This is a genomic window from Protofrankia sp. Cr1 (assembly GCF_963555865.1).
GTDB lineage: Bacteria > Actinomycetota > Actinomycetes > Frankiales > Frankiaceae > Protofrankia.
The window spans coordinates 1-12,121 of record NZ_CAUVXO010000010.1; the positions used below are offsets into that span (position 1 = coordinate 1).

Consider the following 12,121-nt stretch of genomic DNA (forward strand, 5'->3'; position numbering starts at 1 on the left):
TCCGTCCGGCCCACGCACTCGCCACAGTCCCGTCGGATGCGTCACCCCGGAGGTCGAAACCCGTGCCGTCCATCGAGGCCGTACGAGCCCGCGAGATCCTTGACTCGCGTGGCAACCCCACCGTGGAGGTCGAGGTCGTCTTGGACGACGGCACCCTCGGCCGCGCCGCCGTACCCAGCGGCGCGAGTACCGGCGCCTTCGAGGCGGTCGAGCTGCGTGACGGCGACGACCGCTACGGCGGCAAGGGCGTCGGCAAGGCGATCGCCGGCATCATCGACCGCATCGAGCCCGAGATCCTGGGCCTGGAAGCCACCGAGCAGCGCATTCTCGACCTCACCCTGCTGGACCTGGACGGTACGCCGGACAAGTCCGATCTGGGGGCGAACGCCATCCTCGGGGTGAGCCTCGCGGTCGCCAAAGCCGCCGCGAAAGCGTCGGCCCTGCCGCTGTTCCGCTACCTGGGTGGTCCCGGCGCGCATCTGCTACCGGTGCCGATGATGAACGTCGTCAACGGCGGCGCGCACGCCGACACCAACGTCGACATCCAGGAGTTCATGATTGCCCCGATCGGGGCGTCGACCTTTGCCGAGGCCCTGCGGTGGGGCACCGAGACGTATCACGCCCTCAAGGGCGTGCTCAAGGCAGCGGGGCTGGCCACCGCCGTCGGTGACGAGGGCGGTTTCGCCCCGAACCTGCCCACCAACCGGGCCGCGCTCGACCTGCTCGTGGAGGCCATCGGCAAGGCGGGGTTCCGGCCCGGGCAGGACATCGCCCTTGCTCTCGACGTGGCCTCGACCGAGTTCTTCTCGGACGGCTCCTACCGGTTCGAGGGCACCACGCGTACCGCCGAGGACCTCAGCGACTACTACGCCGAGCTGGTCGCGGCCTACCCGATCGTGTCGATCGAGGACCCGCTCGCCGAGGACGACTGGACTGGATGGGTGCAGCTCACCGCACGCCTGGGTGATGCCGTGCAGCTCGTTGGTGACGACCTGTTCGTCACCAACCCGGCGCGGCTCTCCCGGGGCATCGCGGAGAAGGCCGGGAACGCGCTACTCGTCAAGGTCAACCAGATCGGTACCCTGACCGAGACGTTGGACGCGGTCTCGCTTGCGCATCGCAACGGCTACCGGTGCATGATCTCGCACCGATCGGGTGAAACCGAGGATACGACCATCGCAGACCTCGCGGTTGCCGTCGACGCCGGGCAGATCAAGACCGGTGCCCCGGCGCGCAGCGAACGGGTCGCCAAGTACAACCAGCTGCTGCGCATCGAGGAGGAGCTCGACGACGCCGCCCGTTACGGTGGCGCCGCGGCCTTCCCGCGCTGGTCGTCGACGGCCGGCTGATGGCAGGGGCACGCCGAACCGCACTGACCACCCGCATGACCCTGCTGGTGGTGGTGATCTGCGTGCTCATACTGACCCTCGCCTACCCGTTGCGGCTGTACCTCCAGCAGCAGAGCCAGCTCAACGGGCTCGCCGCGCAAAACGCCGACCAGCACAAACGGGTGGAGGCCCTGAAGACTGCGGTGGCCGGCTACGATGATCCCGAATGGACCCGGGATGAGGCCAGGACGCGGCTGCACTTCACCCAGCCGGGGGAGACGGTCTACCTGGCACCGGCAGCGGCAGCGGTGCCGTCATCCCCGGTGCCGACCCCCGGCGCCGCCGCAGCCGAGGCACCGTGGTTCTCGCGGTTGTGGTCGGACACGGTCGGCGCGGGAGCGCCCTCCGCGGGTATCGCGCCAGGCGCTGGTCAGGCGGCTTCCCGCCAGCCGGTGACGGCGCCGAGCCCGTCGGCCACGCCGCGATGACCGGCGATCTCGTCGGCCCGCAGGATTGCGCGGTTGTCGCACGCCAGCTTGGCCGGGCGCCGCGGGCGATGCACCGGGTTGCCCATCGGTGCTCCTGCGGCCTGCCGGACGTGGTCGAGACCAGGCCAAGGCTGGAGGACGGCACGCCGTTCCCGACGCTGTATTACCTGACCTGCCCGCGGGCGGCGTCGGCGATCGGGCGGCTGGAGGCGTCCGGGTTGATGCGGGAGATGACCGAGCGGCTCGCCGCCGACCGCATCCACGGCGGCGATCTTGCTTGCAGATATGACAGAGCACACCGGGACTATCTGGCCCGCCGCGACGCCCTTGGCGAGCTGCCCGGCGCACCGGGCGCCGGTGGTATGCCGACCAGGGTGAAGTGCCTGCACGTGCTGGTCGCGCACAGCCTGGTGGCTGGTTCGGGGGTGAACCCGTTCGGCGACGAGGCGCTGGAGCTCATGGCCGACTGGGGGGTCCGCGGGCCGTGCGTGCACGCCGGACCCGACCCCACCACGGAACGAGAGGCTGATCTGCCATGACCCGCGTGGCCGCGGTCGACTGCGGCACCAATTCGATCCGGCTGCTGGTCGCCGAGGCGGTCAGCGAAGAGGCGGGCAGCACCGGGACGGGCAGCGCCGGGACGGGCAGCGCCGCGAGCACCACGCCTGCGCTCGGTCGGACCACGCCGCGCCTGCACGCCCTGGTCCGCCGCATGGAGATCGTCCGACTGGGAGCTGGGGTCGACCGGACCGGCGAGTTGGCCCCTGACGCGCTGGACCGGACATTCGCGGCGCTGCGTGACTACGCCAAGGAGATCGACCGGCTCGGTGCCGCCAAGGTTCGGATGGTGGCCACCAGCGCGACCAGGGACGCCCGCAACCGGGACGTGCTGGTGGCGGGGGTGCGCTCGATCCTGGGCATCGATCCCGAGGTGATCACCGGCGACGAGGAGGCTGCGCTGTCCTACGCCGGTGCCACCGGCGAGCTGCACGGGCATCCCGAGCCGTTCCTGGTGGCCGACATCGGCGGCGGATCGACCGAGCTGGTTCTAGGCGACGCCGACGGCGTGCACGCGGCACGATCGGTGAACATCGGGTGCGTGCGGCTGGCTGAACGGCATCTGCATGACGATCCGCCCACCGCCGGGCAACTCGCGGCGGTGGTGGCGGACGCGCACGCCGCTTTCGATCTGGCCGAACAGACGGTGCCGATCCGCTCCGCCGCGACGCTCGTCGGGGTGGCCGGGACGGTCACGACGGTGGCGGCCCTCGCCGCCGATCTACCCGGTTACGACCCGGACCGCATCCATCTGTCGGTGACCGCCGCGTCGGACGTCGCCGCTGTGGCCTATCGACTGGCGGCGATGTCGCACGCTCAGCGGGCTGCGCTCCCGGTGATGCATCCCGGCCGGGTCGACGTGATTGTTGCGGGGGCGTTGGTAATGCGCACGCTGGTCGAGCGAGTCGGCGCGTCCGCAGTGATCGCCAGTGAGCACGACATCCTCGACGGTATCGCCTTCTCTCTGCTCGGCTGATGTCTCCCGGTTCGGCCGATTGAGCGCCCTGATCCACTCGTTGGTTGCCGGGCGCTCTAGGTTTGTTGACGTGGACGGGATCCGCGGTACCGAAAGTGATGTTCATATGGCCGATGATCGTACGGGCGATGATCGCCGGCCGGTCGTGCCCGGCTCGGGCTGGCCGGGCGATCCCGCGTCGGGCACGACTGCGGTGGCGTTCACCGCAGTCGAGGTGGAACGGCTGGCCGCCGGCGCCGGTGACACGGCCGAGCTGGACGCCCGGATGTCGGTCTGCCGAGCCTGCCCCCGCCTGGTCGACTGGCGCGAGGATGTCGCCGCGCAACGGCGGGCCGCCTTCGCCGATGAGCGTTACTGGGGCCGGCCGGTACCCTCGTTCGGCCCTGCCGACGCCCGGGTACTCATCGTGGGACTGGCGCCGGCCGCGCACGGCGGCAACCGTACGGGACGGATCTTCACCGGAGACCGCAGCGGTGACTGGCTGTTCGCATCACTGTACCGGGTCGGGCTGGCGCAACTGCCGACGTCGGTGTCGGCCGGTGACGGTCAGCGCCTGGTCGCCACCCGCGTCGTGGCAGCCGTCCGCTGCGCTCCGCCCGCGAACAAGCCGACCACGACCGAGCGGGACGTCTGTAGATCATGGCTCGTCCGGGACCTCGAACTCCTGCGCTCAACGCTGCGCGTCGTCGTTGTCCTGGGTGGGTTTGCGTGGACGGCGCTGTGGCCGGCGTTGGCACGGGCCGGTTACCCTGTACCGTCGCGCCGCCCGACATTCGGACACGCGAGCCGGGTCGTTCTCAGCGATGAGCGCGGCGGGGGTTTGGTTGTCCTCGGTTGCTACCACCCGAGCCAGCAGAACACGTTCACCGGACGGGTCACGGCCGGGATGCTCGACGCGGTGCTCGCCAATGCGGCGGGTGTGGCCGGCGTGGGCGTGGCGGTCGATGATAAATAACGGAACCACGATCATCGCGGGCGCCATCATGTTGATCTCCGCGTGGTGCATGTCACGCGGATGCCCGTACCGCTGATCGCGCATCACGAGGCATAGCACGGTGGTGGCGAGTACCTTTTTTGTATGAGCTTTGGACATCCTCCGCACATCCTTGTTGTGGGCGGCGGTTACGTCGGTATGTACACGGCTTTGCGTCTTCAGCGTCGACTGCGTCAGGGCGAGGCGACCGTGACGGTGGTCGAACCCAACTCGTACATGACATATCAGCCGTTTCTCCCCGAAGCGGCGGCGGGTAACCTCGAACCGCGCCATGTTGTTGTGCCACTACGTAGTGTGCTGAATGCCTGCAGGGTTGTCAGTGGCAGTGTGACCGGCATCAACCACGCCCAGCGACGGGCATACATCGCACCGAACCAGGGCACACCGTACGAACTTCGCTACGACATCCTGGTCGGGTGTCCCGGGTCTGTCGCGCGGACGCTGCCGATCCCGGGCCTCGCCGAACTGGGCATCGGTTTCAAGAGCGTGGCCGAGGCGATCCACATACGAAACAAGGTCATCGAGCGGATGGACTCCGCCGCGTCCAGTAACGATCCCCAGCTTCGACGCCGAGCGCTGACATTTGTGTTCATCGGTGGCGGGTTCGCGGGTATCGAGGCAATCGCCGAGCTTGAGGACATGGCACGCGACGCCTGCAAGTTCTATCCCGAGCTGTCGCCGTCGGATATGCGATGGGTCATGGTCGAGGCGAGTGGGCGGGTGCTGCCCGAGGTTTCGCCGGCGATGGGTCTGTATACCTTGAAGCAGCTTGAGCACCGTGGCATTGAAATGAAAGTCAATACCCGCGTGAAAAGTCTCGTCGACGGACACGTCGTGCTCGACAGCGGCGAGGAGTTCGATGCCGAGACCATCATCTGGACGGCCGGGGTGAAGGCACACCCGCTGCTCACCAACACCGACCTTCCGCTGGACGAACGAGGTCGCATCAAGGCGACGGCGTTCCTTCAGGTGGACGGCGTCGAGCAGGCGTGGACAGCCGGTGACTGCGCCGCGGTTCCCGATCTCACCAGGGGTGAGGGGGCGACGACCAGTCCGTCGGCGCAACACGCGGTTCGTCAGGCCCGGGTGCTGGCGAACAACATCCTCGCCGATCTCCGTGGCGAACCGATCGCGCCGTACGAGCACCGGTACGCCGGCAGCGTGGCGTCACTCGGCCTGCACAAGGGTGTGGCCGACGTGTACGGGATGAAGCTGCGCGGGTGGCCGGCGTGGCTGATGCACCGCACCTACCACCTCAGCCGGGTGCCGACGTTCAACCGCAAGGCGCGGGTCCTCGCGGACTGGACCCTCGCCCTGTTCTTCCGGCGGGAGATCGTCTCGCTGGGGGCCTTCGCGGACCCCCGGGCGAGTTTCCGTGAGGCTGCCAACCCGTCCGCCGCAGCGGGCGGGCAGGGCTCCACGGCCGCGACCCCGGTGCTTCCATCGACGAGCGCCGGGCATGGTGAGACCAACGGTTCGGTGGCCGCTGGCCGCAAGCCCGCGGCCACCAGGACGGTGGGGGCGGCCAAGCCGGCCGGGGAAACGTCGGTGGCGTGACCTGCCGGCAAGGCGCGCCATGGCGCGCAGCTTGTAGACGATTAGCACCAGATGCCCGCTGTAGGCGACTACGGCGGGCATTTCCGTGAGCGGAGTCGGGTCGGGCGTGACGCGTATCCGTCCGAGCCATCTGATCGGTCAGGGGCCGGCTGGGTGTGGCGAGGTGCGTGCCCCAGGCCCAGCCCCAGGCCCGATCCACGTCCCTATTGTCGGGCGCTCTGACCGCCGGACCCCCCACGTCGGGTTGGGCGGCTGCGCCACGATCCGCTGATCCCGCGCGATTACCGGTCCGGGCTACAGGATAGCGTGACGATCACTTTACTTCGTGCAGGCAAACCGGTCTTGATCGTCACGATGTGTTATGAGACAGGATGGTTCAGTCACTCCGCACACTTTCTCCATGTTGTCTCTTTCACAAATCCTACGTAGCGTGGTAGAAACATCTCCGATGTAGCCCAGCCGGTGTATCCCAACAGGCAGAGGAGGCTGTCCTAAAAACAGCTCGAGTGTCGGTTCGACTCCGACCACCGGCACATTCATGTGCTCGTGGTACCTGGCTACCGTCTGGTACCTGACTGTCGGATGCCGGCCGGATCATTCCGGCCGGCATCTCGATCCACCATCAGACTATTCATCTGAATGCCTTGTGGGCTGCCGGTGTGACGCGGTCGCACCACCTGGTTTCGGTCTCCGGCGCCGCAGCCATCGGGTCCGGCCTCCTTCGAGTGCGGCGTCCCCGCATGTCGTGTCCGATGTTCGCTCCCTCGTCGCGCTGTGACCACGCGGGCGCGCGGCCAGGTGAGACAGGGTGGTGGAACACGGTGACTGCGCGGAGCGTTCTACTCTTGCCTCGGACGAGCTCGTCGATCGGGTCGGGTTGCGCCGCGGTCGCTTGAGCTCGATGGCAGCTACGATCTATGCGCCCGGCTGGATGCGGGTGGTGGAAGGAGTCGTATCCTGATGGCCGAGATGCGTTCGTCGAACCCGGTGTTCAGCCGGCGCGGGTTCACCGGCCGGCCCACGGCGCCGGCGCCTGTGCCCGAGTACGGTGCCGGCGGCTATCCGCTGTCGGGAGCCGGAGCGCCACCCACTCCGACCCCGGAGCAGCTCTCCGGTCTGTACCGGGCGCCGAGCGGCATGACCGTCGACGACGTCGTCATGCACACCATGGGGCTGTTCGCCATCACCGCCGTCACCGGGATGGCCGGCTGGGCAATCGCGCCGGCCGCACCTGCCGTCGGGTTTGTGGCGATGTTCGCCGCGCTCGCCCTCTCCTTCGTGATCTCGTTCAGTCAGCGGCTCAAGCCGTCGTTGATCGTTATTTTTGCGGCGCTCGAGGGTCTGTTCGTGGGCGCGGTGTCGCGGTTCTTCGAAGACGCCTACTCCGGCATCGTGCTGCAGGCGTTGCTGGGAACCGCGGTCGTCTTCGTGGCGATGCTGGTGGCGTATCGCAGTGGCCGGCTTCGAGCGACCCCTCGGATGACCCGGATCGTCTATGGATCACTGCTTGGTGTGATTATGCTCGGCCTGGCCGATCTGGTGATCAGGGCCGTGTCCGGTAGTCACCTTCCAGTCATCAATGACGCCTCTCCGCTCGGCATCCTGTTCAGCGTCGCCGTGCTTGTGGTCGCGAGCCTCCAGTTCATCCTCGACTTCGACTACATCGAGCGCGCGATTGCCAGCGGTGCGCCTCGTGAGGAGGCCTGGCGGGCTGGTTTCGGCCTGCTCGTCGGCTTTGTCTGGGTATACGTGGAGATGCTCCGTCTGTTGTCGAAACTCCGAAGCTAGGGCCTGTCCGACGGATTTTCGATCGCATCGACCAAATATCCACCGGACAGGCCTAGCCGGAGTGGTCTGGACCGGCGCTGTCGATCTCGATACTGATCACGCAGCGCTGGTCGCGGACCATGGCGGCACGATAATCGTCCCAGTCGGGGTGTTCGCCCGACAGTGAGCGGTAGTAGTAGACGAGGGTCTCCATGGCTGCCGGCAGCGAGATGATATGGGCCCGACCACTCACCTGAATCCACGGCCCGTAGAAGGCATCCGGAATGACGCACACAGTCGCGCGCGGGTCCCGGTACAGGTTGCGGACCTTGTAGGCAGGTTCCCTGCTGCTTATGATAACTGCACCGTCGGTGTCCACTCCGACCGTGACCGGTGACATTTGAGGGGTGCCGTCCCGGCGAAACGTCGCGAGAACGGCGTGATGGTTCTCGCGGATGTGTGTCCGCGCTGCCTCGATGTCCATGAGTCGATTCTCGCGCAACCGGCCTTACGGTAGTGTGCGAATCGACCGGTGGGCTCTGGGATTCGGCCGGCTCGGTGTCAGGCCGACCTCGGGCGAGACCGCCGTCAGGTGCGGATTGCCCGCCTGCGTAGATCGGCTTCGTGAACGACGGCCGCCGCATAGCAGTGTGGGAGACCGTGTTCGTCCTGGAGCCAGTTCACGCGCTCGGAGAAACGAAGCAGGCCCGGCCCGCGGTCGAGGCATCCCAGCCAGTGGCCGACCTCATGTCCGGTGATTCTCGGAATTCGTTCGATAAGGCTGTGGTGGGTCTCTTCGGAGCGTTGTTGCGACATTGACGCCTCCAGTACGCACTGGTCAACGAACCATGGATGGAGCGTGCACCACCAGCCGGACAACGGCAAGACCCGCCACGGCTGTCACGGGATAACCTTCGTCCGTGACCGATGTGGAACTCATGTTCGCCGGGGATCTGGTCAGTGAGGTACGACGATTGCACGATCGGATCCAGGGGTGGACGCCGGGTTCCTGGCGGCAGCGGTCTGCCTCTGTGGGTACCCGTGCTGATCGGGTGCGCGCGCTTGCCGCCGAACTCGCCGACCTCGGTCATCAAGCGGGCTCTGGCGCGCCGGCCGGTGTCAGGCCGCCGAGTCTGGCCGACCATGCGCTTGCGGACCAGATCGTCGTGTTGGCCACCGACCTGGTTGAGACGCTGCTCGCCGATACCCGTGGTCATGTTGTCAACGGTTGCTCGGATCGCCGACGTGATATCGCAGAGCGCGCTCGGTCGGCCGTCCGGGCTGCTCGCCTGGACCTTGAGGGGCGCCGACCCTGAAACAAGGACGTAAATTCACCATAATCGGGCCTTCCGGGTGGAGGTAGCCGTCCCAGGAAGATGTCTCAGGATATCATGTGCCAGTCGGCGTTGATCTCCTTTACGAAGATATCGGCGACGATGGCGGCACCATCAAGCGTCAGGTGAACACCATCAGTGGAGCGGGCGAGTACTGTCTGTCCCCTGTCGTCGGTGAGGTAACTGCTGTAAGACCCGTTGTTCGACAGCCGGTCGCTGACGTTGACGAAGCGGACTCCGGGAACCCTTCGGGCGGCATCTGCGGCGGCTTCGGAGATCTGGTGGTAGTAGTTGTTGAGCCTCGGTTCGCGGGCGGGGGGCAGACTCATCCAGTAGACGCGGCGGCTGCCCCCCGAAGACCAGATCTGCATGACGACGATGGCGCGGCGGCGATACTCGGCCAACCATTGGGGTGACCCGGTCGCGAGGGTGCTGCCGTCCGGCAGCGTGATTCCCTGTGCGTCGTTGCCACCGACGGCGACCACAATCGCCTCTGGATCGCCCTTGGTGACCTGCGCGCGGGCCTGGGCCGCCCAGTCGAAGAAATCCGGACGCACCAGGCCGGTACCGGCGTGGGTGTCGGTATCGGCGTGGATGGTGCCGTGGGACCCGTTCACCATCGACGGCCCGATGCTGTCGCTCAGCGAGTCTCCGGTCACCAGGAGGCGCAGCGGCGTGGCAGTGTCGGGCCGGCGCGGGGCAGCCGCGACGCCGGCCGGGTCGGATGGCGGTGCCGAGGACGTTTCCGGGGCTGCGGCCCGCGACGCGGCGGACACCGCCGAGGGCTGGGCTGTCGGGATTCTGCCGTCGGCCGCATCTGCACGGGCGGCGCTGGCGGCGCCGGTCTCCAATCCCGGCGGCGGCGTCCTCGGATCGGTGCCGGTCAGTTCTGACGATGGTGCCGAGGCCCTGTCATGCCCGAACGTCGAGGTGAGGAGCCCGGGGATCGCGTCGAGCCCGACGGCGTTGGTGATCCGGTGGAGTGGACGGCCCACGCCGAGCACGATGGTGCGGGTCAGCCCGGGTGACATGCCCTCGCCAGCGTGGACCATGCCGGCGGCGTCGAGCAGGAGTAGCAGGCTGAGGCTGGTGACGACGAGCCTGGCCGCCTGTCGTGCCGACACGGTGCCCCCCGGCGCGGATCCCGGCAGGCGGCGGGTACGACCTGTCTGCGGTCGCCGGACATGTTCCATTCCGGGCGCCGCCATATCGGCGTCCGGCTTCGTCCGGCTTTTCGGGTCCTTGTGCGTGTTCCCGGCGGTCTCCGGTGCCCGAATCGGTTTCTGTTCGCTCATCGCGCCCCCCAACAAGGTTGGAACCTACTCTCCCTCGCCACCTTGCCGGTGCCGGCCGCTGCTTTCATCCGCGGCCGTGTTGTTTTGGGCCAGGTTTTCAGAACAGGCGCTCAGAACCGGAAGTATATAAATGGTGCGACATCCTGCCGGCCGACGATCGCGTGGGCAATCAGGATGAACCCGACGATTACCACGGCTTGGCCGAAAACGCTGAGTTGGGAGAAGACGTCCGCCGCATGCAGCCGCCAGCTCTTCGGGGTGAGTTGGGTGAGGAGGCCGGTGGCGATGGCGAGCAGGACCTCTCTGGTCACCAGCGGCGCCGGTCCTGGCGCGCTCACCAGGCGGACGAAGATGTCGATGGCGGCCTCGACGTCGGGGGAGCGGAACAGGACCCAGGTCGCGCAGACGAAATGGAAGACGACCAGGCGCCCGAACCATAGTCGCGCAACGGGCCGTGCAACGGAATACAGCCGGGACGCGGCGCCGGCGGGTCCGCCGGCGACTGCGGTGGTCGCGCTGGTGGTCGCTGTGGAGATGACCACCGTTGCCGGAGGGTGGGGCTGGGAGTCGGTCCCGGAGTGGCGGCTGGCCAGCCGTGGTGTTCGCGGCGCCGGCACCTGCGGCCATGGCGCCGCGGCGGTCATGACAGCAGCGGCGGTCATGACAGCAGGGGCGGCGGGTCGGCGGCGGGACTGGGCCCATCGGCGTTCGGCTGCCAACCCGGCACCGTGTAGAGCGCCCCAGATGACGAACGTCCAGGCAGCTCCGTGCCACAGCCCGCCGAGGATCATTGTGATCATGAGGTTGACGTAGGTGCGCCGAGGACCGTGCCGGTTGCCTCCCAGCGGTACGTACACATAGTCCCGCAACCAGCGTGACAGCGTTATGTGCCACCGCCGCCAGAATTCGCGCAGGCTGGCCGCGGTGTACGGGCGGTCGAAGTTGTCGGGGAAGCTGAAACCGAGCAGGAGGGCGATTCCGATGGCCATGTCCGAATAGGCGGAGAAGTCGCAGTAGATCTGCACGCCGTAGCCGTAGATGGCAACCAGTACCTCCAGCGACGAGTGCTGGCTCGGGGTGTCGAAGACCGGATCGACGATCTGCGTGGCAAGCAGGTCCGCGAGCGCGATCTTCTTGACGAGGCCGCCGACGATCAGGAAGATCGCCCGGGTGGCCGGCACCTGGTCCGGGTCTCGCGGGGTGGCCAGCTGTGGAATGAACTCACTGGCCCGGACGATCGGCCCGGCCACGAGATGTGGGAAGAACGCCTGGTACACGGCGAAGTCGCTGGTCTTCGCCGGCTGGATGGTCCCGCGATGGACGTCGATGACATATGACATCGCCTGGAACGTGAAGAATGAGATGCCGACCGGCAATGCGACCTGGAGCAGCGGGAGTGGCGCCGGCAGTCCGATGCGGTCGAGCATCCGGTCGACGGAGAGGGCAAAGAATCCGTAGTACTTGAACCAGCCCAGCAGGCCCAGATCGCAGCTGATCGCCGCGATGAGGATGCGCCGGTCCCGCCACCGGGCAAGGGCGAGCGCGGCCGCCTGATTGAGGGCGGTCGAGGCGAGTAGGAGCGCGACGAACCGTTTGTCAGCATATCCGTAGAAGAAGTAGGAGGTGCCCAGGATGAAGGGTTTCCACAGGTGCGGGCGGGGCATCAGGCTCCAGGAGCCTGCCATGACCACGGCGAAGAACGCCGCGAACTCGATCGTAGGGAAGACCACCCGTACCCGCCCTCGCGAATGTCACTTTGAGCATCAGGTTTTCGACTTAAGGTAGTCGAGCGTGCACGGGTGGGGCGATGGGCACCAGTGGGGG

General features: G+C 67.4%; 12 protein-coding genes and 1 tRNA gene. 9 read left to right on the top strand and 4 right to left on the bottom strand.

The genetic code is table 11. The features are described 5' to 3' along the window. Positions 1-62: 62 nt before the first annotated feature. The 8 genes from eno (at position 63) to U9980_RS02240 (ending at position 7,689) form a co-directional block, all read left to right on the top strand. A complete protein-coding gene (gene eno / locus U9980_RS02205; protein WP_322747615.1) occupies positions 63-1,349 on the top strand; it encodes a phosphopyruvate hydratase in 1,287 nt (428 codons plus the stop codon). After that, on the top strand, positions 1,349-1,816 hold the full coding sequence (locus tag U9980_RS02210) for a septum formation initiator family protein (RefSeq protein WP_322766463.1): 468 nt from the start codon (positions 1,349-1,351) through the stop codon (positions 1,814-1,816). The genes eno and U9980_RS02210 overlap by 1 nt, the downstream gene beginning before the upstream one ends. Then, positions 1,813-2,355 carry a DUF501 domain-containing protein gene (locus U9980_RS02215; protein WP_322747617.1) on the top strand — a complete coding sequence of 181 codons (543 nt, stop codon included), beginning with the start codon at positions 1,813-1,815 and terminating at the stop codon, positions 2,353-2,355. Before U9980_RS02210 ends, U9980_RS02215 begins: the two co-directional genes overlap by 4 nt. After that, a complete protein-coding gene (locus U9980_RS02220; RefSeq protein ID WP_322766464.1) occupies positions 2,352-3,350 on the top strand; it encodes a Ppx/GppA phosphatase family protein in 999 nt (332 codons plus the stop codon). Before U9980_RS02215 ends, U9980_RS02220 begins: the two co-directional genes overlap by 4 nt. A 106-nt stretch (positions 3,351-3,456) precedes the next feature. Continuing rightward, a complete protein-coding gene (locus tag U9980_RS02225) occupies positions 3,457-4,305 on the top strand; it encodes a uracil-DNA glycosylase (RefSeq protein WP_322766465.1) in 849 nt (282 codons plus the stop codon). Between the two features lie 123 nt (positions 4,306-4,428). Then, on the top strand, positions 4,429-5,901 hold the full coding sequence (locus tag U9980_RS02230; RefSeq protein ID WP_322766466.1) for an NAD(P)/FAD-dependent oxidoreductase: 1,473 nt from the start codon (positions 4,429-4,431) through the stop codon (positions 5,899-5,901). Between the two features lie 458 nt (positions 5,902-6,359). Further along, positions 6,360-6,434: transfer RNA gene (locus U9980_RS02235), tRNA-Leu, on the top strand. A 427-nt stretch (positions 6,435-6,861) separates the two neighbouring features. Continuing rightward, positions 6,862-7,689, top strand: coding sequence for a Bax inhibitor-1/YccA family protein (locus U9980_RS02240; protein WP_322766467.1), 828 nt, complete (start codon positions 6,862-6,864; stop codon positions 7,687-7,689). A gap of 52 nt (positions 7,690-7,741) precedes the next feature. Here U9980_RS02240 and U9980_RS02245 read toward each other — a convergent pair whose 3' ends face one another. Together U9980_RS02245 and U9980_RS02250 are read right to left on the bottom strand one after the other, a co-directional pair. Continuing rightward, positions 7,742-8,152 (bottom strand): PPOX class F420-dependent oxidoreductase, encoded by a 411-nt coding sequence (locus U9980_RS02245; RefSeq protein WP_322766468.1) that lies wholly within the window; start codon positions 8,150-8,152, stop codon positions 7,742-7,744. Between the two features lie 104 nt (positions 8,153-8,256). Beyond that, positions 8,257-8,484 carry a DUF4287 domain-containing protein gene (locus U9980_RS02250; RefSeq protein WP_322747623.1) on the bottom strand — a complete coding sequence of 76 codons (228 nt, stop codon included), beginning with the start codon at positions 8,482-8,484 and terminating at the stop codon, positions 8,257-8,259. Between the two features lie 104 nt (positions 8,485-8,588). Between U9980_RS02250 and U9980_RS02255 the strand changes: the two genes are divergently transcribed. Further along, entirely contained in the window at positions 8,589-8,984 is a 396-nt protein-coding gene (locus tag U9980_RS02255; RefSeq protein ID WP_322752663.1) for a hypothetical protein, read from the top strand. A gap of 65 nt (positions 8,985-9,049) precedes the next feature. Here the strand turns inward: U9980_RS02255 and U9980_RS02260 are convergent, their stop codons facing one another. Then, positions 9,050-10,126, bottom strand: a complete 1,077-nt coding sequence (locus U9980_RS02260) for a DUF459 domain-containing protein (RefSeq protein ID WP_322766469.1) — start codon at positions 10,124-10,126, stop codon at positions 9,050-9,052. 281 nt (positions 10,127-10,407) lie between these two features. Beyond that, complete coding sequence (locus U9980_RS02265; RefSeq protein WP_322766470.1) at positions 10,408-12,027, bottom strand: MBOAT family O-acyltransferase; 1,620 nt, start codon at positions 12,025-12,027, stop codon at positions 10,408-10,410. Positions 12,028-12,121 lie beyond the last annotated feature (94 nt).